General features: G+C 28.6%; 22 protein-coding genes and 1 other annotated feature. Of the genes, 18 read left to right on the forward strand and 4 right to left on the reverse strand.

The genetic code is table 11. The features are described 5' to 3' along the window. Positions 1 to 50 precede the first annotated feature (50 nt). Both NT01CX_RS01715 and NT01CX_RS01720 read left to right on the forward strand, forming a co-directional pair. Entirely contained in the window at positions 51 to 455 is a 405-nt protein-coding gene (locus NT01CX_RS01715) for a MarR family winged helix-turn-helix transcriptional regulator (protein WP_223316904.1), read from the forward strand. Position 456: 1 nt separating this feature from the next. Then, positions 457 to 1824 (forward strand): MATE family efflux transporter, encoded by a 1368-nt coding sequence (locus NT01CX_RS01720; RefSeq protein WP_011721305.1) that lies wholly within the window; start codon positions 457 to 459, stop codon positions 1822 to 1824. 70 nt (positions 1825 to 1894) lie between these two features. Here the strand turns inward: NT01CX_RS01720 and NT01CX_RS01725 are convergent, their stop codons facing one another. After that, a complete protein-coding gene (locus NT01CX_RS01725) occupies positions 1895 to 2767 on the reverse strand; it encodes a YitT family protein (RefSeq protein WP_011721306.1) in 873 nt (290 codons plus the stop codon). Between the two features lie 159 nt (positions 2768 to 2926). Between NT01CX_RS01725 and NT01CX_RS01730 the strand changes: the two genes are divergently transcribed. The 14 genes from NT01CX_RS01730 to NT01CX_RS01795 all read left to right on the forward strand — a co-directional run bounded on the left by NT01CX_RS01730 (position 2927) and on the right by NT01CX_RS01795 (position 18282). Beyond that, positions 2927 to 4351, forward strand: coding sequence for a hypothetical protein (locus NT01CX_RS01730; protein WP_011721307.1), 1425 nt, complete (start codon positions 2927 to 2929; stop codon positions 4349 to 4351). 78 nt (positions 4352 to 4429) lie between these two features. After that, positions 4430 to 5647 carry a PocR ligand-binding domain-containing protein gene (locus NT01CX_RS01735; protein WP_011721308.1) on the forward strand — a complete coding sequence of 406 codons (1218 nt, stop codon included), beginning with the start codon at positions 4430 to 4432 and terminating at the stop codon, positions 5645 to 5647. A gap of 13 nt (positions 5648 to 5660) precedes the next feature. Continuing rightward, positions 5661 to 6716: a response regulator transcription factor gene (locus tag NT01CX_RS01740; RefSeq protein ID WP_011721309.1), complete on the forward strand. Its 1056-nt coding sequence runs from the start codon at positions 5661 to 5663 to the stop codon at positions 6714 to 6716. 225 nt (positions 6717 to 6941) lie between these two features. After that, on the forward strand, positions 6942 to 8099 hold the full coding sequence (locus tag NT01CX_RS01745; RefSeq protein ID WP_011721310.1) for an iron-containing alcohol dehydrogenase: 1158 nt from the start codon (positions 6942 to 6944) through the stop codon (positions 8097 to 8099). Between the two features lie 24 nt (positions 8100 to 8123). After that, the gene (gene dhaB1 / locus NT01CX_RS01750; RefSeq protein WP_011721311.1) at positions 8124 to 10496 is read left to right on the forward strand and encodes a glycyl radical glycerol dehydratase DhaB1; all 2373 of its coding nucleotides are present in this window, start codon (positions 8124 to 8126) and stop codon (positions 10494 to 10496) included. Between the two features lie 22 nt (positions 10497 to 10518). Then, entirely contained in the window at positions 10519 to 11433 is a 915-nt protein-coding gene (locus NT01CX_RS01755) for a glycyl-radical enzyme activating protein (RefSeq protein ID WP_011721312.1), read from the forward strand. Positions 11434 to 11561: 128 nt separating this feature from the next. Beyond that, positions 11562 to 12260, forward strand: coding sequence for a PrsW family intramembrane metalloprotease (locus tag NT01CX_RS01760; protein ID WP_011721313.1), 699 nt, complete (start codon positions 11562 to 11564; stop codon positions 12258 to 12260). A 68-nt stretch (positions 12261 to 12328) separates the two neighbouring features. After that, on the forward strand, positions 12329 to 13171 hold the full coding sequence (locus NT01CX_RS01765; RefSeq protein WP_011721314.1) for a hypothetical protein: 843 nt from the start codon (positions 12329 to 12331) through the stop codon (positions 13169 to 13171). Positions 13172 to 13305: 134 nt separating this feature from the next. After that, positions 13306 to 13551 carry a hypothetical protein gene (locus tag NT01CX_RS01770; RefSeq protein ID WP_039223521.1) on the forward strand — a complete coding sequence of 82 codons (246 nt, stop codon included), beginning with the start codon at positions 13306 to 13308 and terminating at the stop codon, positions 13549 to 13551. A 457-nt stretch (positions 13552 to 14008) separates the two neighbouring features. Further along, a complete protein-coding gene (locus tag NT01CX_RS01775; protein WP_039223551.1) occupies positions 14009 to 14548 on the forward strand; it encodes a helix-turn-helix domain-containing protein in 540 nt (179 codons plus the stop codon). A 38-nt stretch (positions 14549 to 14586) separates the two neighbouring features. Then, positions 14587 to 15630 carry a spermidine/putrescine ABC transporter ATP-binding protein gene (potA, locus tag NT01CX_RS01780; protein WP_011721317.1) on the forward strand — a complete coding sequence of 348 codons (1044 nt, stop codon included), beginning with the start codon at positions 14587 to 14589 and terminating at the stop codon, positions 15628 to 15630. A gap of 2 nt (positions 15631 to 15632) precedes the next feature. Beyond that, positions 15633 to 16454 carry an ABC transporter permease gene (locus NT01CX_RS01785; protein ID WP_011721318.1) on the forward strand — a complete coding sequence of 274 codons (822 nt, stop codon included), beginning with the start codon at positions 15633 to 15635 and terminating at the stop codon, positions 16452 to 16454. Further along, positions 16448 to 17239 (forward strand): ABC transporter permease, encoded by a 792-nt coding sequence (locus NT01CX_RS01790; RefSeq protein ID WP_011721319.1) that lies wholly within the window; start codon positions 16448 to 16450, stop codon positions 17237 to 17239. The genes NT01CX_RS01785 and NT01CX_RS01790 overlap by 7 nt, the downstream gene beginning before the upstream one ends. 32 nt (positions 17240 to 17271) lie before the next feature. Continuing rightward, a complete protein-coding gene (locus tag NT01CX_RS01795) occupies positions 17272 to 18282 on the forward strand; it encodes an ABC transporter substrate-binding protein (RefSeq protein ID WP_420834412.1) in 1011 nt (336 codons plus the stop codon). Between the two features lie 74 nt (positions 18283 to 18356). On the opposite strand, the gene NT01CX_RS01800 is transcribed toward NT01CX_RS01795, so the two are convergent. Genes NT01CX_RS01800 through NT01CX_RS01810 form a run of 3 tightly spaced genes read right to left on the reverse strand, consistent with a single transcriptional unit; the run spans position 18357 to position 21336 of the window. After that, the gene (locus tag NT01CX_RS01800; RefSeq protein WP_011721321.1) at positions 18357 to 20048 is read right to left on the reverse strand and encodes a phospho-sugar mutase; all 1692 of its coding nucleotides are present in this window, start codon (positions 20046 to 20048) and stop codon (positions 18357 to 18359) included. Positions 20049 to 20080: 32 nt separating this feature from the next. After that, on the reverse strand, positions 20081 to 20356 hold the full coding sequence (locus NT01CX_RS01805; RefSeq protein WP_011721322.1) for a late competence development ComFB family protein: 276 nt from the start codon (positions 20354 to 20356) through the stop codon (positions 20081 to 20083). A 47-nt stretch (positions 20357 to 20403) separates the two neighbouring features. Further along, the gene (locus NT01CX_RS01810; protein ID WP_011721323.1) at positions 20404 to 21336 is read right to left on the reverse strand and encodes a dipeptidase; all 933 of its coding nucleotides are present in this window, start codon (positions 21334 to 21336) and stop codon (positions 20404 to 20406) included. 167 nt (positions 21337 to 21503) lie between these two features. Further along, positions 21504 to 21747, forward strand: a binding site (T-box leader). 72 nt (positions 21748 to 21819) lie between these two features. On the opposite strand from NT01CX_RS01810, the gene asnS reads away from it, so the two are divergent. Further along, positions 21820 to 23211, forward strand: a complete 1392-nt coding sequence (gene asnS / locus NT01CX_RS01815) for an asparagine--tRNA ligase (RefSeq protein ID WP_011721324.1) — start codon at positions 21820 to 21822, stop codon at positions 23209 to 23211. A gap of 144 nt (positions 23212 to 23355) precedes the next feature. Then, a complete protein-coding gene (locus NT01CX_RS01820; protein ID WP_011721325.1) occupies positions 23356 to 23961 on the forward strand; it encodes a hypothetical protein in 606 nt (201 codons plus the stop codon). Positions 23962 to 23996 lie beyond the last annotated feature (35 nt).

Below are 23996 nucleotides of genomic sequence, written 5' to 3' on the forward strand. Positions count from 1 at the left end.
GGGAGTGAGAAAAAATTCATAATTTAAGTAGAGAGCCTTTAGGAAAATATATTTCGCAATTATATAGAAAAAGTAGTTCGGTATTAAGCAAAAAATTTAGTAAGTATGGTATAGGTTATGGTCAATATATGTTTCTTATTGTGCTATATAAACAAGATGGAATAAATCAAGAAGAAATCTCTGAAAGGTTAAATATATATAAGGGAACTACTGCAAGAGCTATAAAGAAGTTAGAGGAAGCTGGATTTGTAAAAAGATGTAGAGATGAAAAAGATAAAAGAGCATATAAAGTGTATTTAACAGATAAAGCTAAAGATATTGAAGAAGAATTTTTTAATATATTAGATGAATGGGATAACGAGTTAGTTAAAGGAATTACAGAAGAAGAAATATTGCAAACTATAGAAGTATTAAAGAGTATTTGCAAAAATCAAAGTACAAATTGGGAGGAATAATATGAAAGAACAAAGTATGTTAGGCGAAGAACCTATAGGAAAATTACTGCTTAAATATTCCATACCAGCTATTATAGGAATGCTTGTTAATGCATTGTACAATATTGTTGATAGAATATTTATTGGACATATTCCTAATGTGGGAGCTTTAGCAATAACAGGTGTTGGCATTACTATGCCTATAATGTATATATTATTGGCTTTTGGTATGTTAGTTGGTATAGGAACTACTGCTAATATTTCCATAAAAATGGGACAAGGAAAAAGAGAAGACGCAGAAAAGTTATTAGGAAATTGTTTTACTTTAAGCATAATAATTTCTGCTGTTTTAACTGTAATAGGTATTTTATTTGTAAATAAGATATTAGGAGTTTTTGGTGCAAGTGAAAATACACTTTACTATGCAAAAGAATATATAAATATAATATTATTTGGAGCTATTTTTAATATATTAAATTTTGCATTAAATAGTACAATAAGAGCTGATGGAAGCCCTAAAATAGCGGCCTTTACTATGATATTAGGTTGCTTAGTTAATATTGTTTTAGATGCTGTTTTTATATTTGTATTTAATTTAGGAATAAAGGGAGCTGCACTTGCAACAGTAATAGCTCAAATAGTATCAACTATATGGATAATTTATTATTACACTAAAGGAAGTTCTAATTTAAAATTAAAAACTAAAAACTTTAAGTTAGATAAAAAACTTGTGAAGATTACATTTGCAATTGGTGTTGCGCCATTTTCAATGCAAATTGCATCTAGTGTTGTACAAGTTATAACTAATAATACTTTAAAACTTTATGGTGGGGATTTGGCTATTGGAGCAATGGCAGTAATCTCATCTATAGCAATGGTATTTTTAATGCCTATATTTGGTATAAATCAAGGAGCACAACCTATTATAGGATACAATTATGGTGCTAAAAAGTATCATAGAATGAAAGATGCTGTTAAGATTTCTATAATTGCTGCTACAATTATATTAGTTATAGGAAGTATTTTAATTCAATCATTCCCGGCAGCTGCAATAAAAGTATTTAATAAAGATGATAAACTTCTAGAAATAGGGGTAAAGGGAATAAGAATATTCTTAATAATGATGCCAGTTATAGGAATTTCTATAATAGGATCTAACTACTATCAATCAGTTGGAAAAGCTAAAGTGGCAATGTTTTTAAGCTTGTTAAGACAAGTAATATTGTTTATTCCATTAATGATTATTTTACCTAGGGTTGGTGGTCTTGGACTAACTGGTATTTGGCTTACAGGAGCTTTAAGTGATGGCCTTTCTACACTAATAGCTGGAGGATTTTTATTATCAGAGTTTAAAAGTATAAAAGAAAATAGATTTAAAAAAGAATTTTAAATATTAAAAGTAAATCTCCTAAAACTATATAAAAAATAGTTTTAGGAGATTATTTTTTAGAAGACTATTTTTAGAATATCTTATTAAATCCTTGTCCTTGAACTTCGGCTGTATCGGTAATTGATATAAATGCATTTTCATCAATTTCTCCAACAAGTTGTTTTATTCTAGGAACTTGTCTTGGTGATACAATGCAATAAAGTATGTTTATTTTTTCTTTTGTATATGCACCTTCGCCATAAAGAATTGTAATTCCACGGTGAAGTTTATTCATTATAGCTGATGCCATGTCTTGTTGTTTTCTTGTAACGATTATAAGCATTTTTTGTTTACTAAAACCTCTTAAAACTCTATCTGTAAAGGCTCCAGTTATATACATCATAATAAGTGTGTATAATCCAGTTTCGATTCCAAGAAAAGAAGAACCAACAGATACAATAATAAGATTAAAAATAAAACTTGCAAAGCCAACGTCGACGTCAAATTTCTTTTTAATAATCATGCTTATTATGTCTATTCCTCCAGTAGAACCATGGTTTGAAAATATTATACCTACACCAAGTCCACTTAAAACTCCACCATATATTGCATAAAGCAATCTGTTAGTAGGTGAAGAAGTAAGTATTTTTGAAAGTGGGGAAGTTAGCATAATTGTTAATGATAAGGACACAGTTCCCACAATAGTAAAAAAGGTGAATTTCTTATCTGTTTTAAAGAACGCTATTATTAAAAGGGGGATATTTAATAAGAGCAAAGATAATCCTGCTGGAATTTTAAATAAGTATAGTAGTATAAGACTTATACCAGATACTCCACCGCTAAGCAAATTAATGGGGATTAAAAATAGGTTTAAAGCTACGGCATTTAACAATGAACCAAAGATAATTAAAAAAGTTTTTTTTGCAAAATCTCTTTTAGACATATTTAAAAAACCCATAACCATTCTATATATCCTCCTATAAATATATTTAGTATATACATAAATGAGAAAATAAATTTAAAATTCATAAAATTATGAATAATATTAAATGATATTATACAAAATATAACCAACAATATCAAATTGTTACATAGAATAGAGAGATATAGGGGATTAAAAATTATGATGTTAACATATATTCATTATATTTATTTGTTAATAATTTTATTTATAATACTTGCTATAATATTTAAAAAGGATGTAACTTTAATATGTATTTTAGGAGTTGGACTTATAGGGATACTATCAACTCATAACTTTTTAAATGGAATAAAGATTATATATAGGTCTATTGTGGTTTCAGGTAAGCATTTTATAGATGTTCTTATTATAATATCTATAATAAATTGCATGGCTAAGTCTTTAAGTGATATTGGAGCAGACAAAATAATTATATCTCCAATAAAAAAATTTATGGTAGGTAAAAATACTGCTTTTATGGTTCTTGGAATTACAAATATAATAATGTCTTGGTTATTTTGGCCTACACCAGCTGTTATGCTTATAGGTGCAATTATGGTACCACCTACAATTGAAGTAGGGCTTCCTAAGATTTGGGCAGCTGTGGCATTATCTTTATTTGGTAAAGGAGTTGCTCTTTCAAGTGACTTTTTTATACAAGGTACACCATCTATAACAGCTAAAAGTGCTGGAGTAAAAAGTACTATAGATATAATAAAAGCAAGTATACCATTTTGGATAGTTATGAGCATAAGTGTTATAGCGACTTCATTTTTAATTATGAATTTAGACACTAGAAAAAATAATCAAAATAACTATACAACAAGTAAAGATAATATAATGGAGAAAAAAACACATAATGAAAGTACAAATAGACAACATAATGTTTTTATAAAAGATAAATATAAAGAAATTAAAAAGGCAAAGATAGCAGCATTAGTAACAATCATTGGGTTTATAATAGATATTATAGTTATGAATGTATCAAAGTTAAGTGGTAGTGAGGCAACAGCATTAATAGGAAGTACAGCAACTATAATATTAATAGTAGTTAGCTTTTTAAACTATGGTTTTAATAATGCCTTTGAAAATTTTACTAATTATATAAGAGATGGATTTATGTTTGGCATGAAGATATTTTCACCAATAATAATAATAGGGGCATTATTTTTCTTAGGAAGTGACAATACAGCTAGAGAAATACTAGGAAATAATGCAACAGGACTTTTAAATGATATTGGATTATATATATCTACAAAAATAAAATTAACAAAAGTAACTGCTATAACAGTAGAAGGGTTTATAAGTGCATTGTTAGGGGTAAGTGGTTCTGGTTTTGGAGGAATTCCTCTAGTTGGAACTCTTGCTAATACTTTTGCAAGAAGTACTAATGTTGATTTAAGTAAAATAGCTGCATTTGGTCAAATTATAACTGTTTGGATAGGTGGAGGAACTGTAATACCATGGAGTTTACTTCCGGTATCAACTGTTTGTGATGTAAATGCTATTGAACTTGCTAAAAAAAATTTAATTCCAGTACTGGTAGGAGTTATTTTAACTTTTATATTTGCTTTAATATGGATATAAGATTACTTTAAATTTAATCTTCTTAATGATAAAATTTATTATTAAGAGGATTAATTTTATTATTAAGGGGGGGATGCTTTGAGTAGGGGAATCAATATAAAAGACATAATAAATATAGAAAGTTTTCAGAAGATTCAAAATGACATTGCCAAAGCAACAGGAGTTGCTATTATAACAACAGACTACAGAGGAAAACCCGTAACTGAACATAGCTCTTGCACGGAATTTTGTAAAATTATTAGAAGTAAAGATAATCTAAAAGAGTTATGTGAAAAATGCGATTCTAGGGGAGGTCTTGAAGCCGCAAGGAGTGGTAGACCATACATTTATAAATGCCATAGGGGACTTATTGATTTTGCTGTTCCAATAATTGTGGAAGAACAGTATTTAGGTTCATTAATGTCAGGACAAGTTTTAACAGAAGATGCAAGTGCAATTGAATTAGAGGAGATTATAAAAACTAATAATGAAAATGAAGATGATCTATTAATCAATGAAGCTTATAATAAATTAAATGTAATACCACTAGAAAAAATAAAGGCTATTGCTAATATGATGTTTCACATATCAAATTATATTATAGAAGAAGTGAATTTAAAAAGGGCAGAAGAAGAAGTAACTAAAAAAAATAATAAGATTATTAAAGCTGAAAAAAGTGAGATAGGACTTGAAAGAGAAGTAAATAAGTTATTAACAAAAAAAATAGAAGGGCGTATAGATGAAGAATTTATATTTAATACTTTAAATAGTATATCTTCACTAGCTTTTTTAGAAGATGCTAATAAAACAAGAGAAGTAGTTAATAAGCTAGCCAGTATAATTAGAGATACCTTAGAAAATGCAAATAAAATTATTACATTAAAAGAAGAAGTAAACTGTATTCTATCTTATTTAGAATTATGTAAAATAAAATTTGGAGATAGATTAAAGTTTAATATAAACATAGAAGAAAAATACTATAATATTAAAATTCCCAGCATGATCATATACACATTTGTTGAAAACGCTATAAATCATGGAATTAAAAGAAAAAAAGATGAGGGAATAATAAATATAAGTATTATAGAAAAAGAACAATATTTTATGATAGTAATAGCAGATAATGGAGTAGGTATAAGTGAGAGGGATTTATTAGATATAAATAATAAAAATGATAATCTTAAATTTTCTACCAATGGTATAAGTAATATAAAAAAAAGAATGAATAAATTTTATGGGTATAATTATAAAATAGATATAAATAGTAAAACCAATATTGGTACAGAAATAAAAATAAAAATCTATAAGGATATGTAAGTAGGGGATAAAAATGTACAAGCTTGCACTAATTGATGATGATGCACTAGAAGTAGAAGTTATAAAACTAATGATAAGCTCTTTAGAGAATGAAATAGAACTAGTGTCAATTTCTAAAAGTGGAGAGGAAGCTATAGAAAATTATAAAAAGTTTGATCCTGATATAATATTACTGGCTGATGATATTCCTGGAATTAATTTTGTAGATGTTTTAAGAGATATAAAGAGTAAAGACAAAGATAAAATAGTTATAATACTTAAAGGATGCAATAAAGAGTTTTTATATCAGGATATAAAGAAAAGCAGTTATGTGGATTATTGTTTATTAAAACCTATAGATAAAGATGAGTTATTAAATGTTTTGAAAGATAAAATAATAAATTTAAAAACTAATCCTAACAATTTAAAAGAGAAGGAATTTATGCTTTTAGATCATATAATGCTAGAAGAAAAGATCGTGTGTGAAAGTCTACTCAAAGATATTATTAGGGGATATATACTCACTAGCAACAATGATTTAGAATTATTTAAAGAAAAGATAATCAAATTAGCAAAAAACATAATAAAGGTGTACTGTAATGTTCATATAGGATTTTTAAAGGACATTGATAATAAAAGATACATAGATAATATAAATTCTAAGGATGATATAGAGTCCATAAAGGATATTATAGATGAACTTTTTGATCTAATATTCAAGGATAAGAAGGATATTAATATAACTGAAAAGTTGATTAATGGAAGAAGTATTAATAAAAATATACAACCTATATTTAAATACATAGAAGAGAACTATAAAGAAAAAATAACTTTAGAAGAGGCGGCTAGTATTTGTAATTTGAACATGTATTATTTTAGTAAGTTGTTTAAAAAGGATACAAATATAAAATTTGTAGATTATGTTACTTTATATAAAATGGAGAAAGCTAAAGAAATACTTAAATATACTGATGAATCTATTGTAAATATTGCAATACATCTTGGCTATGATGAGTCGGGATATTTTTCAAAGGTTTTTAAAAGAGTTGTAGGGATTACACCATCAATATATAGAAATGAAAATAAATAAAACTGCTGGATTTAATCTGTCTAGTAGTTTTTTGCTGTATAATATATTGAAAAAGTACACATTAATGACAATAAAATGCTATTTTAAAATATAAAAAAGCAAAATGCCAACAAAGTACAAATAAATACCAAAATACTTTGTTAAAAAAATATCAATTAAATGATAAGATAGAAACATAGAAAAAAGAAAATAAATATTATTAATAAATTATAGGGGGTAAATTTTATGAGAATGTATGATTATCTTCTTCCTAATGTAAACTTTATGGGACCAGGATGTATAAAGGTTATAGGAGAAAGATGTAAATTATTAGGTGCAAAGAAAGCTTTTATAGTTACAGGCAAACATATTGGATCTATGGAGAATGGACCTTTACAAATAGTAGTTAAATATTTAACAGATGAAGGCATTGATTATGTACATTTTAGTGGTTCAGAACCAAATCCAAAAGATATAAATGTTAGAAAAGGTGTTGAATTATTTAAAAAAGAAAACTGTGACATGATAATAACAATTGGTGGAGGAAGTGCACACGATTGTGGTAAAGGAATAGGAATTGGTGCTACTCATGAAGGAGATCTTTATGACTATGCTGGAATAGAAACATTAACAAATCCACTTCCACCAATAGTAGCAGTAAATACTACAGCGGGAACAGGTAGTGAAGTTACTCGTCACTGTGTATTAACAAATACAGAAAAGAAAATTAAATTTGTAATTGTAAGCTGGAGAAACTTACCTCAAGTTTCAATAAATGATCCATTATTAATGGTTGATATGTCGCCAAGATTAACAGCAGCTACAGGAATGGATGCATTAACACATGCTATAGAAGCTTATGTTTCAAAAGATGCAAATGTAGTTACAGATGCAGCAGCAATACAAGCTATAAAATTAATTTCAAAAAATTTACGTAAGGCAGTTGCACTAGGAGAAAATCTTGAAGCAAGAGATAACATGGCAAATGCTTCATTACTTGCAGGTATGGCATTTAATAATGCTAACTTAGGTTATGTACACGCTATGGCACACCAACTTGGTGGACAATATGACTTAGCCCATGGTGTTGCAAATGCAATGCTTCTTCCACATGTTGAACGTTATAATATAATTTCAAATCCTGAAAAATTCAGAGATATAGCTGAATTCATGGGAGAAAATATAGAAGGACTTTCAGTAATGGAAGCTGCTGAAAAAGCAATAGATGCTATGTTTAAATTAGCAGAAGACATTGGAATTCCAAGAAGATTAAGAGATGTAGGTGTAAAAGAAGAAGACTTTGAATACATGGCAGGAAATGCATTAAAAGATGGAAATGCATTTAGTAACCCAAGAAAAGGTACCGAAGAAGATATAGTAAATATATTTAAAGCAGCTTATTAGTCTTGAGTTAAAGGGGGAGTATGTATGAGCAGGGGTTTTAGTGCTCCAACAGAAAGAGTAAAAAAATTAAGAGCGCAAATTTTAGATGTAGTACCTTGTGTTGAAACAGAAAGAGCACTTTTAATAACAGAATCTTATAAAGAGACAGAAGAAAAACCAATGATATTAAGAAGAGCATTGGCTTTAAAGAAAATCTTAAATAACTTACCTATTGTAATTCGAGAAGGAGAATTAATAGTAGGAAGTCTTACTAAAAGACCAAGATCTTCACAGGTTTTCCCGGAATTCTCTAATAAGTGGTTACAAGATGAATTAGATAGATTAGATAAAAGAAAAGGCGATGTATTTGAGATTGCCGAAGAAGATAAAAAGAAATTAAAAGAAGTTTTTGAATACTGGGATGGAAAAACTACACATGAACTTGCTACATCATATATGTCCAAGGAAACAATAGATGCCATGAATTCTGATATATTTACTGTAGGAAATTACTATTTCAATGGAGTAGGTCATATTTCGGTAAACTATGGTAAAGTATTAGCTGTTGGATTTAATGGAATTATAGAAGAAGCAAAGAAATCATTAGAATCAAGTGACAAAACAAGTCCTTCATATATAAAGAAGGAACAGTTCTTAAATAGTGTAATTATTAGCTGTGAAGCAGCAATTGATTATGCTAAAAGATACTCTGATGAAGCTAAAAAATTAGCTGATAAAACAAGTGATCCAATAAGAAAATCAGAGTTAAATGAAATTGCGAGAATTTGTAGTAAAGTTCCAAAGGAAGGTGCTTCATCTTTCTATGAAGCATGTCAAGCATTTTGGTTTGTTCATGCAATTATAAATGTAGAATCCAATGGACACTCGATTTCTCCAACTAGATTTGACCAATATATGTATCCTTATTATAAAAAGGATATGGATGAAGGCAAAATTACACAAGACTTTGCACAAGAATTAGTAGATTGTATTTGGATAAAATTAAATGATATTAATAAAGTTAGAGATGAAATTTCTACTAAATATTTTGGTGGATATCCAATGTATCAAAACTTAATAGTTGGTGGACAAAATTTTGAAGGAAAAGATGTTACAAATGAGTTATCATACATGGCATTAGAAGCTTCTGCTCATGTAAGATTACCTCAACCGTCTTTATCAGTTAGAATTTGGAATAAGACACCAGATGAATTCTTACTAAGAGCTTGTGAATTAACTAGAGAAGGATTAGGACTGCCAGCTTATTATAATGATGAGGTTATAATACCAGCGTTAGTTGCTAGAGGGGTAACTCTAGAAGATGCTAGATCATACGGAGTTATAGGATGTGTTGAACCTCAATGTCCTGGAAAAACTGAAGGATGGCATGATTCTGCATTTTTTAACCTTGCTAGAATAGTAGAACTTGCTATACATTCAGGAAAGGATAAAGGAGTTCAAATAGGACCTAAAACTAAGGAATTTACAGAAATGAAGTCTTTTGATGAATTTATGGAAGCTTACAAAGCTCAAATGGAGTATTTTGTAAAACATATGTGTGTAGCTGATAACTGTATAGATATAGCTCATGCTGAAAGAGCTCCATTACCATTCTTATCATCTATGGTAGAGAATTGCATAAGTGTAGGTAAATCACTACAAGAAGGTGGAGCACATTACAATTTCTCAGGTCCTCAAGGAGTAGGCGTTGCAAATGTTGGAGATTCATTAATGGCAATAAAGAAACTTGTTTTTGAAGATGAAAAAATAACCAAAGAACAATTAAAAGAAGCCTTAGATAGTAATTTTGAAAAATATCCAGAAGTAAAACAAATTCTTTCTAAACAAGCGCCTAAATATGGAAATGACATTGATGAAGTAGATGAACTCGCAAGAGTAGGTGCTTTAGTTTACAGTAAAGAAGTAAATAAATATACAAACCCAAGAGGAGGACAATTCCAACCAGGATTATATCCTTCATCAATAAATGTATATTTTGGTAGTCTTACAGGGGCTACACCAGATGGAAGAAGTGCAGAAGAACCACTGGCTGATGGAGTATCACCATCAAGAGGTAAAGATGTTTCAGGTCCTACTGCAGCTGGTAATTCTGTTGCAAAATTAGATCATTTTATTGCATCTAATGGAACATTATTTAACCAAAAATTCCATCCAGCAGCACTAAAAGGGGATAAAGGACTTCAAAATTTAGCTGCTGTAGTTAGAAGTTATTTTGATCAAAAAGGTATGCATGTACAATATAATGTAATTGATAGAGATACATTAATTAAAGCTCAGCAAAAACCAGAAGATTATCGTGACTTAATTGTAAGAGTTGCAGGATATAGCGCTCAATTTATTTCACTAGATAAAACTATACAAGATGATATTATAAAAAGAACAGAGCATGTTATGTAAAAATAATTTAGGAGATATAAAGATGAGTAAAGATAGTATTAAAGGCTGCTTATTCAATATTCAAAAGTTTTCCCTAAACGATGGACCAGGAATAAGAAGTATAGTATTTTTTAAAGGCTGCCCAATGTCTTGTTTGTGGTGCAGTAATCCAGAATCACAATGTGTTACTCCTCAAATTATGTATAATAAAAGTTTGTGCCTTGAATGTGGAACATGTAATGAAGTGTGTAAAAGTTCAGCTATTAATCTAAATTCCCTTAATAGAATAGATAGAGAAAGATGTATTGCCTGTGGAAAATGCGTGGAACATTGTCCTACAGAAGCATTAGTAATGTCCGGTGAAAGTGTTAGTGTTGATGAAACCATAGAAAAGTTAAAAAAAGATAGTATTTATTACAGAAGATCTGGGGGAGGAGTAACTCTTTCAGGGGGAGAAGCTCTACTCCAACCAGAATTTGCTGTAGAACTTTTAAAAAGATGTAAAGCCTTAGGATGGCATACGGCTATAGAAACGGCCATGTATGTCAAATCTGAAACTGTTAAAAAAGTAGTACCGTATTTAGATTTAATATTGGTAGATGTAAAAAGTATGAATACCTCAAGACATAAAGAGTTTACGGGTGTGGATAATAATCTTATATTAAATAATATAAGATTAAGCGATGAAATTGCAAAGGAAATCATTATTAGAGTTCCTGTAATTGAAGGATTTAATAGTGATGAAAAAAGTATACGTGATATTGCAGAGTTTGCCAAAACTTTAAACAAAGTAAATAGAATAGACCTTCTCCCATATCATAGTTACGGAGAGAATAAGTATGAAACAATTGGTAGAAATTATTTCCTTAAAGACTTAAAACCTCCTTCAGATGATAAGATGAATTATTTTAAAAAGATAGTTGAGGATATGGGATTGATTTGTACTATTGGAGCCTAAAAGTTGTTATTAATAGCTACTAGCATATTTTTGCTAGTAGCATTTTTAATAACTTTATTTTTTTAGGAAAAAATAATATGGAAACATGATGGGGTATAAAATTTTATTAAGAAGAAAGGTAAATTCATATGATTAATAATTTATTTATAATAGCAGTAATTCCAGGCGTACTTTTAGCAATACTTATATATTTAGTAGATAGATATGATAAAGAGCCTATAGATGTTTTAATAAAGGTAATTATATTAGGGTCTATTTCTGTAATACCTACGATTGTTATAGAAAAGTTTTTGACATCTTTAAATTATTTTAGTGGATTATTAAAAGTTGCCTTTAATGCATTTATAGTGGCAGGATTAACGGAAGAATTTTTTAAAAGGGAAGTTGTTTTAAAAAGTGTTTTTAATAAAGAGGTATTTAATGAAAAATTAGATGGGATAATATATTGTTCATTTTCGGCATTGGGATTTGCTACTGTAGAAAATATAATGTATGTAGTCTTTGATGTATCTTCTAGTTATTATGTGGGCTTATATAGGGCAATATTTTCTGTACCAGCTCATCTTTTATTTGGGGTAACTATGGGATATTATATGTCTCTTAGCAAGTTTTCTAGTGATAGAGTTTTAAAAGGAAAATTTTTAAAAAAGTCTCTTTTAATTCCAGTTTTGTTTCATGGAATATTTGATTTTATACTTATGTCTAAAAATATGTTTTTAGCTATATGTTTTTTACCTTTTATAGCATATCTTTGGTTAATAAATTTAAGAAAGTTGAATAAATATTATTTAGAGTCCAAAGAAGAAAACAAGGTAAGAAAAAAATAAATGTTCTAAAATTACATATAAATTTATAAGAATATTATAGGAAATACTTTTTAAAATGGGGGGAGAAAATGTTATTTAATAAAGATATTATCCCTTTATATGTAAACAATAATTTGATGAATAACTTATTTACGGTACTTGTACAAGAGTTTAAACAAAGTATGACAGTAACAACAAGAAGCCAACAAATAATAAAAATAGATACTCCCTTGGCAAATGTAATGAAAGGTAGATATGTTCAAGGTAGATTTAATTTGGATTTGTTAAATGAATTTTCAAGACAGAGAACAGAGGAAAGTATGTCTATGAATATATGGATTTTACTTCAAACAAGAGGTATATTATACAATAATAATTTATTAAAAAATATAGAAAATAAAGATGATGTTTCAAATATAATGCCAGGTGAGTATGTAGAATTTAGATGTACTCTAAATAAAAATCCGCAAGTAAGACAAATAGAGAATATAATAAATTGTTTAAAGATGAAGCAAATTTTTGGATATACATCTAAAAATAATATATCTGAAACCATAGAGTTATTGTCCAAGTATCTAAATGCTATAAAAGAAGATAATTGCTTAAAATGTTATACTGATGGAATATGCGGTACGGATGTTAGGGCTATAATGCCTATACAAATGAAGTATTTACAAGATAATTTAGATTCTCAAAATAAACTTGGAGTTACAGTAATGGGAAAGGTTTTAAGAAAAGAAGAGAATAGTAAAGAGGGTAACATAAATTTATGTGGAGGTACATGTTGTGATTATTTAACTCAAAAATACATTGATGAATTTAAAAAAAGGTACTTAGAAGATACGGATTTGATAGACAGAAATATGTATAAGAATATAATAAATAAAGAGTGTCCGCTTATAGAATTGCTTCCTTTAGCCATGTACATATGACTCAAAAAATATTTGTATATATTTGGGCATATAGTAAATAATTTTAAAAAGCTACGTTGTGTATGGATTTTATTAAGTGATGATTTATGATATAATTTTAATATAATTCGTTAAAGTAATAAGGAGTTTAAGTTATGAAATCAGAGGATAAACAGACTTTTATTATAAAGCATGGAATTTTACAATGGGGAATTCCGATAGCTATAATATATTCATTTATAATGTCGTTTACAGAAAGAGATCTTCATAAAACGGCGTTTATATCAGATTATTTTCTAAGTAATTTAATAATATCATGTATTGGATTCTCTATTGGAGGGTATTTGTTTGGATACTTTATGTGGAAAAGATATAAAAAAACATGTAAAGAGAAGAAGTAAAAAGCATATAAAATAAAAGTGGTATGAGATTATATAAATATTTATATATTTCATACTATTTTTTTTGCATATTTTTTAGGAGACTCCAAAAGATAATAAAGTGTAAATAGGTAACTTAATAGAGCTATTTCATATACTATTTTATAAGGACATTGTTAGTTACAAGGATGTTATTTTCAAATATAAAGTGTATGGCTTGTATGTTTCATATATAAATAAAATAACCTTTTATAAAGAAGTATATGCCATATATTTTGTATGGATATAGTTCTTTTTTTGTATATTTTAGCCATTGAAATTACTAAAAGGTTGAAACAAAAAACATTATTAAAAAAATAATATGAATTTATAAAAAATGTTGATTTTTAAAATTTATATTAGTATAATAGATGAGTAAAAAGTTTAGTAATTATAAACTTTAGGTTTAGTATTAGGAGGAATGAAGAAAGGTGAACTTATGAATATAGGTGAAAAACTCAAGCAGCTAAGGATAGAAAAAGGTCTTACTCAAATGGATCTTGCTAGTAGATGTGAACTATCCAAAGGATTTATATCACAATTGGAAAGAGATTTAACATCACCATCTATAGCTACTTTAGTAGATATATTGGAGTGTCTTGGTACAAACTTAAAAGATTTTTTTAATAATGATGAAGAAGAAAAAATAGTATTTTCCAAAGAAGATATATTTGAAGCGGAAGATACTGAATTAAATTACAACGTACAGTGGGTAATTCCTAATGCGCAAAAGAATATGATGGAACCAATACTTGTAACGCTTGAACCAAATGGGCAATATAAAAATGATGAACCTCATGAAGGTGAAGAATTTGGATATGTGCTTGCAGGTACTGTATATATACATTTAGGTCATAAGAAATACAAGGCCAAAAAAGGAGAAAGCTTTTATTATAAAGCAAGAAAAAATCACTATATATCAAATGCAGGAAAAAGTTTAGCGAAAGTATTGTGGGTAAGTACACCACCATATTTCTAAAAAATTTAAAATAATAGAGTCTATGGGGGGTAAGGCAAATGGCAGAGAATATAATCGAAATAAAAAATGTTTATAAAGAATTTAATGGTGTACCTATATTAAAGGACATAAACTTAAATATAAAGAAAAATGAGTTTTTAACTTTATTAGGTCCAAGTGGGTGTGGTAAGACTACTACACTTAGAATATTAGGTGGATTTGAAGATGCGACAAATGGAGAAGTTATATTTGAAGGTAAGAAAATAAATGACGTTCCTCCGTATAAAAGACAAATAAATACTGTGTTTCAAAAGTATGCCTTGTTCCCTCACATGAGTATTTTTGAAAATATTGCTTTTGGACTTAACATAAAAAAAGTTCCTAAAGATCAGATAAAAACAAGAGTTAAAAGAATGCTTAAATTAGTTGATTTAGAAGGATATGAAAACAGATCAATTGATTCATTAAGTGGAGGGCAACAACAAAGAATAGCTATAGCAAGAGCCTTAGTTAATGAACCTAAAGTTTTATTACTTGATGAACCTTTAGGAGCTTTAGATTTAAAACTAAGAAAAGAAATGCAAATAGAGCTAAAGAAGATGCAGAAGCAATTAGGAATAACATTTATATATGTTACTCATGATCAAGATGAAGCTTTAACTATGTCAGATAAGATTGTAGTTATGGATAAAGGTGAAATACAACAAATGGGAACACCAGAAGACATATACAATGAACCTAAAAATGCATTTGTTGCCAAATTTATAGGTGCAAGTAATATTGTCGATGGAATTATGATAGAAGACTTTTTAGTTGATTTTGCAGGAAGAAAATTTGAATGTGTTGATAAGGGTTTTGAACCTAATGAAGATATTCAAGTTGTAGTAAGACCAGAAGATATAAAAATAGTGGATAAAGATAAAGGTATGCTTGAAGGAGTAGTAGAATCTGAAACATTCAAAGGTGTTCATTATGAAATGATAGTGAAAGAAAATGACAGAGAATGGTTAGTGCATAGTACTCTAAAATCAGAAGTAGGTACAGTGGTAGGAATGAACATATTCCCAGAGGACATTCATATCATGAAAAAGGTGAGTGATTAATTATGAAAAAATGGTTATCCTCTCCGTATATAATCTGGAGTGTTTTGTTTATAGTTTTTCCATTATTTTTAGTAGTTTATTTTAGTTTTACTGGTGGAGATACAGGAACACATTTTACTTTAAATAACTATAAAGTTTTGGCTCAGCCACTTTATGTTAAAGTATTTATGCGATCTATAAATCTTGCTCTTGTATCAACTGTAGTTTGTTTAATTGTTGGATATCCAATGGCAATGATACTTGCTGATAAAGAAATAAATAAAACAGGTTTAGCAGTTTTGTTATTTGTTGTGCCTATGTGGATGAATTTTTTACTTAGAACATATTCTTGGATTGCTATTCTAGGAAAGAATGGATTTATAAATACGGTTTTAGAAAGTTTAGGTATGCCTAAGTTAAATCTTTTATATAATAGCGGAGCAGTTGTGCTTGGAATGGTATATAACTTTCTTCCTTTTATGGTTTTACCTATATATACTGTTCTTTCTAAAATGGACAAAAGTATAATAGAAGCTGCAAGTGATCTTGGAGCAAATAAAGTTACGATTTTTAGAAAAATTATTTTCCCACTAAGTCTTCCAGGTGTTATGTCTGGAATAACTATGGTGTTTATGCCAGCTGTTAGTACATTCGTAATTTCAAGACTTTTAGGTGGTGGACAATATACGCTTTTAGGTAACCTTGTAGAACAACAATTCTTGGTTACTGGTGATTGGCATTTTGGATCATCAATATCTATTGTAATGATGATTTTAATATTAATTTCAATGCTTATTATGACAAAATATGATGGTGAACAGACAGGAGGTGGAGGATTATGGTAAATAAGTTTTTGAAAAGATTTTATGCATTTTTAATATTCGTATTCCTCTACGCACCTATTGTGGTACTTATAGTATTTTCATTTAACAACTCTAAATCTAGAGCACATTGGGATGGATTTACTTTAAAATGGTACATGGCATTATTTAATGATCAGCAGATTTTAAAATCCCTTTATTATACTATTGCAGTTGCAGTGTTGTCATCACTTGTAGCAACCATAATTGGAACAGCTGCGGCAATTGGAATAAACAATATGAAGTCTGTTAGTAAAAAGATAATGCTTAATATAAACTATCTTCCAGTTTTAAATCCAGATATAGTAACAGGTGTTGCGTTAATGAGTTTATTTATATTTGCTAAATTAAACTTAGGATTTTTAACTATGTTACTTTCACATATAACTTTTAACATACCATATGTAATATTATCGGTGTTGCCTAAATTAAGACAATTACCTAAAGATACTACAGAAGCGGCTATGGATCTTGGAGCCACTCCATCATATGCCTTGAGAAAAGTTATATTACCACAAATTAAACCAGGTATAGTAACAGGAGCACTTATGGCCTTTACTATGTCTATAGATGATTTTGTAATAAGTTTCTTCACAACAGGTGAAGGTGTAAGTAACCTTTCTATTACAATTTATTCTATGGCCAGACGTGGAATAAATCCAAAAATAAATGCAATTTCTACACTATTATTTGTAACGGTATTAGTATTATTACTTATAATAAATAAAAGATCGCCAGAAACTAAATTACAGGGAGGAAGTGGCTTATAGTGAAAAAATTTAAGAGATTATCATTAGTATTTATGTTAATAGGTATAATGATGTTTTCCCTTTCAGGATGTGGAAAAGGTAAAGATACTTTAAATGTATACAACTGGGGAGATTACATTGATGAATCTGTAATTAAAGAATTTGAAAAAGAGTACAACGTAAAAGTAAACTATGAAACATTTGCGACTAATGAAGATATGTATGTAAAAATAAAGAAGGGTGGAACTGACTACGATGTTTTAGTACCTTCTGATTATATGATAACAAAAATGATAAATGAAAATATGTTAGAGAAGATAGATATGAATAACATACCAAATTATAAGGATATACCAAGCAAATTTAAAAATTTAGCTTTTGATCCTAAAAATCAATACTCAGTACCATATATGTGGGGTACAGTAGGTATTATATATAATACAAAGCTTATAAAAGATAACATAGATAGCTGGGATGCTTTATGGAATCCTAAATATAAAGGTCAAATATTAATGGTTGATAGCCAAAGAGATGCTATTGCAGTTGCACTTAAAAAGTTAGGATATTCAATGAATACAACTAACAAAGCAGAACTTGAAAAAGCTAAGCAAGAACTTATAAAACAAAAACCACTTGTTCATGCATATGTTGGAGATGAAGTTAAGGACCTTATGACTGATGAAGAAGGTGCTATAGCTGTTGTATGGTCAGGTGATGCTGTTACAATGATGAAGAACAACAAAAATTTAAGATACGTTATACCAAAAGAGGGAAGTAACCTATGGTTTGATAATATGGTTATTCCTAAAGGAAGTAAGCATAAAAAAGAAGCTGAAATGTTCATTAATTTCATGACTAGACCTGATATCGCATTAAAAAATGTTAGATATATTGGATACTCAACTCCAAATACAAAAACACTTGAAATGATGACACCAGAAGAAAGAAATAACAAAACAGCTTATCCAGAAGATGCAAAAATAAAGAAATGTGATGTTTTTGTTGATTTAGGAGATTTCATAAAAGAATACGATAGAGCTTGGACTGAAATAAAAGCTAAATAGTTTAAAACTTAATTCTATAAATAAAAAATCCTATGAGTAGATAAATTATCTATTCCATAGGATTTTTTTATGGATTATTCTATAGAGTTAAGTTTTCCTATAATAACGTCTTCCATAACTTTTAAGTTTTCTTCTGATTTAGCAGGTGTATCAGCTTTAGTATATAGATAGATCTTTATTTTTGGTTCTGTTCCAGAAGGTCTAACTGCATACCAACTTCCATCATCAAGATAGAATTTTAAAACATTTGATGCACCAATATCTTTATAACCATCTATAAAATCAATGCATTCTTTTAGTTTCATATTTCCTATTTTAGTAGGATATGATTTTCTATATTCTTTCATCATTCTTGATATTCTTTCTTGACCTTCTATACCTTCAAGAACTAATGAAATTTGTTTTTCTTTATAATATCCATGTTCTTTGAATACTTCCTTAAGCACATCTATTAGAGTTTTTCCTATGCTTTTGTAATAAGCAGCAGCTTCACATAAAAGCATAGATGAACTTACTCCATCTTTATCTCTTACAAATGTACTAGCATTGTATCCTATACTTTCTTCATATCCAAAAATAAATTCATATTCTCCAGTTTTCTCGAACTTAGGAATTCTACCGCATATATTTTTAAATCCAGTTAAAGCTTCAAAGGTTGTAACACCGTATTTTTCAGCAATAACTTTTCCAAGATCACCTGTAACTATAGATTTTACTATAGCTGCATTTTTAGGAAGAGTTCCTTTATCGTGCATACCTTCAACTATATATTTAATAAGTATTGCTCCAGTTTGATTACCATTAAATGCAACATATTCTCCATTTTTATCTTTTACTTCTATTGCAAGTCTGTCACAGTCAGGATCAGTTGCAATTAAAAGCTCAGCGTCTACTTTTTTTCCGAGATTTTCAGCATATTTAAATGCTTTTGTATCTTCAGGGTTAGGGTATCCAACTGTTGTAAAATCTGGATCAGGGTTTTCTTGTTCTGGAACTACTATTATATTAGTAAATCCTCTTTCGCGTAAAACACGTCTTACTGGAATATTTCCAGTTCCGTTAAGTGGAGAATATACGATTTTTATATCTTTATCAATGTCATCTCTTATACTTAATGATTTAACTTTTTCTATATATTCATCATCTATTTCTTTTCCTATAATATTTAAAAGACCTTTATTTATAGCTTCTTTTTCATCCATGATTTTTACATCTTTAAAATCTTTAATTTCATTTATTTTTTCAGTCATAGGATCAGCGATACTTGATAAAACTTGAGCGCCATCTTCCCAGTAAACTTTATAGCCATTATATTCTTTAGGATTATGACTAGCTGTTATTATAATTCCAGCAGCTGTGTTAAGTTTTCTAATAGTAAAAGAAAGTTCAGGAGTAGGGCGAATATCTTCAAATAAGTAAGATTTTATACCATTTCCAGCAAGAACTAATGCGGCAGTTTTAGAAAATTCTTTTGAAAAGTGTCTAACATCATAGGCAATAGCAACACCACGATTCATATAATTTTGACCTTTTTCCTTTATAAAATCGGCTATACCTTGTGTTACCTTTGAAATATTATATATATTCATTCTATTAGTACCAGCACCTAATTTACCACGAAGACCAGCAGTTCCAAATTCTAAGTTTTTATAGAATCTATCTTGGATTTCTTCTTTGTTGTCTTTTATGGACTTTAATTCCTCTTTAGTTTTTGGGTCTATAAAATCATCATTAAGCCATTTTTCATATACTTTGATATAATCCATTGAAAATCACTCCTTAACAAAATTTTTACTAACTAGTAGGTATGCTTTGGATTTTTGCTAACTACCTCAATGCCACGCATAATTGCATTTATTATGTTTATAGTTTGTTGTTTATCTATTTCACTTAGAGCTCTTGCATATATTTCGCCTTTTTCAGATGTTATATACTTTGGAGCTATATAATTTAAGGCATATGCCTTAATATCACGTTGACATTGTTCACATTTACATATATGTTCATATTTAGCTAATACTTTAGCAAGTAATTTATCTACTGCTTCCTCACTATAATTTTTTAACTGACACATAATGACACATCCTTATATTTTGTAAAAATACTATATATTATATACAACTAACAAATTTCTTTTATAATTCTCAATGCATTTTTATAACAAATTTTTTCTATATCATTTTCAGTAAATCCATTAACTTTTAATGCATCAATAAGTTTGTGTATTTCTCCTATATTATCTATTTCTAAAATTGAATCTATTCCATCAAAGTCAGATCCAAGAGAAATAACTTCTATACCACCTATGTTTTTAATATGTTTTATATGAGTTAGCATATCGTTTATTCTACTAAATTTTCCGCCACCTAAAAATTCTCCAAAAAAGTTTATTCCTATGACTCCACCCTTATTTGCAAGGGTTTTTATCATATCATCTGTAAGGTTTCTAGAGTGATTTGTAATGCTTCTAGCATTTGAATGAGAAGCTACAAATGGGGCTTTAGAATATTTAGCTACATCATAAAATCCACCATCAGATAGGTGGGATACATCAATTATCATGTTAAGATTATTCATATCATTTATAAGTTCTATTCCAAAGGGAGTAAGACCTTTATTTTTATATTTAGGTATAGCATTTGGATATCCAATTTCATTTGGAAAATTCCAAGTCAAGGTAATAAGACGTACACCTCTTTCGTGGAAATGTTTTAAATTTAAGAGGTCGCCTTTAAGAACAGCTCCTTCTTCTATTGTCAAAAATGCTGAAATTTTATTTTGTGATTTATTTTTTATTAGTTCATCATAATTTGTAGCAAGTGAAATATGCTCTTTATTTTTATCAAGTTCACAATAAAATTTATTTAACATGTTTGAACATAAATCAAAAGGATCTTCGTTAGATTTTTTTTCGATAAATAAGGCAAAAAATTGAGCTAAAGAATTTGATTTTTTTAATTTTGTAATATCAACAGAAAAACTATTATGATTTAATTGGGAATTATTATAATATATTTTAGATATGGTATCACAGTGAAAATCAATGATTTTCATAAAACCCACCTCGCATGTCCTATGTTAGATATATTATATCACTATTTAATGTAAAAAATAAGTAAAATATGAAGTGATTTCATTAGTAAACTTTCTTGATTTATTGACATATATTTTATTTAATATTATAATTCTAATTAAATTGTATTTATGTAAAATTAATGAGATTAAAGATTATGAAGAGGAGAGTAAGTATAGAGCCTTGATTTTAGCGAGCTGATAATGGTGTGAGATCAGTATTAAGTCTATATGGAAGAACACCTCGGAATTTCTAACCGAAATTACATGTAAGAGTAGATTTAGACGAGACCAAACCGTTAAATTTGGGGAGCATAATAAATGTGCTTATTAAAGAGATCATATTTATGATAAGTTAGGTGGTACCGCGAATATATAACCTTCGTCCTGATAAAATTTTAGGATGAAGGTTTTTTATTTATATATTGGTAAAAATAAATATAGATTAGGATTAGGAGGATATCAATGGAAACAGTATTAGTTAAACAACTTTACAGAGAAACAGAAAAGTTTGCAGGAAAAGAAGTTAAAATAAGTGGATGGATAAGAACACTTAGAGCTTCAAATAAATTTGGGTTTATAGAAGTTAATGACGGAAGTTTCTTTAAAAATATTCAAGTTGTATTTGGTGCTGAACTTGAAAACTTTAAAGAAATATCAAAATATGCTATTAGCTCAAGCATAAGTGTAGAAGGGGAAGTTGTAATTACAGAAGGAGCAAAACAACCTTTTGAAATTCATGCTAAAAAAGTAGTATTAGAAGGAAAATCTGATGCTGATTATCCACTTCAAAAGAAAAGACATACTTTTGAATATTTAAGAAGCATAGCTCACTTAAGACCAAGAAGTAATGCTTTTTCAGCAGTATTTAGAGTACGTTCATTAGCAGCATATGCTATACATAAGTTCTTCCAAGATCAAGGATTTGTTTATGTTCATACACCAATTATCACAGGAAGTGACTGTGAAGGTGCAGGAGAAATGTTTAGAGTAACAACTTTAGATATGGAAAACCCTCCAAAGGATGAAAAGGGAAATGTAGATTACAAAGAAGATTTCTTTGGAAAACAAGCAAACCTTACAGTAAGTGGACAGCTTGAAGCTGAAATATACGCTTTAGCATTTAGAAATGTTTATACATTCGGACCTACATTTAGAGCAGAAAACTCTAACACAGCAAGACACGCATCAGAATTCTGGATGATAGAACCTGAAATGGCTTTTGCTGAATTAAAGGACTACATGGATGTAGCAGAACAAATGGTTAAATATATAATCAACTATGTAAGAGAAAATGCTCCAGAAGAAATGGAATTCTTCAATAAGTTTATTGACAAAGGATTATTAGAAAGATTAGACAATGTTGTAAACTCTGATTTTGCTAGAATAAGCTACACAGAAGCTGTAGAAATCCTTCAAAAATCAGGAGCAGAATTTGAATATCCTGTTGAATGGGGAATTGATCTTCAAACAGAACACGAAAGATATTTAACAGAACAAATTTATAAAAAACCAGTATTCGTAACAGATTATCCAAAGGATATTAAAGCATTCTACATGAGAATGAATGATGATAACAAAACTGTTGCAGCAGCTGACCTTTTAGTTCCAGGTATCGGAGAAATAATTGGAGGAAGCCAAAGAGAAGAAAGACTTGATATTCTTGAAGCTAGAATGGCTGAACTTGGACTTGAAAAAGAAGATTACTGGTGGTATTTAGAACTTAGAAAATACGGAGAAACTAAGCACGCTGGATATGGTCTTGGATTTGAAAGAATGATAATGTACTTAACAGGAATGGGCAACATAAGAGACGTAATACCATTCCCAAGAACTCCAGGAGTTTCTGAATTTTAATATTTAATATATAAATTAAAAGGACTTTTGTAAAATTACAAAGGTCCTTTTTTCTATATAAAATCATTTATAGTGATTATAAAAACTAACATTGTCAATAATATCAATAATAGAATTAATTAATGAATTTAGGAGAATTTATATATGTTAAAGATTATTGGTAGACTAATTGGACTTGGCAAGGAAGAAATGAAATACAATAGAGAGATATTAATATTTATGCTTATAAGCGCCTTTATATTTTTTATTATAGGGGTATCTCATACAAATGAAGGAGCCAGTTTTATATATGCAAATAGACTAAAGATATTTTTAGAAGCTAAAAATGAAAAAGCAGGAGTTACAAAGGAAGATATAGATAAAATAATTTATGATTATAAAGAAGCAGTTCCAGTGAATGTAAGAGAATTTGAAATAAATGATATAAAAGATAGAGTGGATAATTATATACATCAGTTAAAGAATTATAATAATCCTAGTTTAAATGAATTAATTCGAAGTATGGAAGACGCAAAGGATACTGATAATAAGGAAACATTAATTAAAAATTTAAATAGTATTGATTTAAGAGAAATGTTAAATATAATAAGTAAAAAATATATAACCAGTGAAAAGCTTCAAAACGTAGCTAAATGGCAAGAAAATACTTGGTTATCCATTATGTACTTTTCACTTGCTACTTTAAATTTGTTTATGGTAATTGTAATAAAGGTTATTTGTGATATTAAATTATTTAAAAGGTCAGTTTAATTTGCTTTTGCAAATTCAAACTAGCCTTATTTTAT

Source organism: Clostridium novyi NT, assembly GCF_000014125.1.
GTDB lineage: Bacteria > Bacillota > Clostridia > Clostridiales > Clostridiaceae > Clostridium_H > Clostridium_H novyi.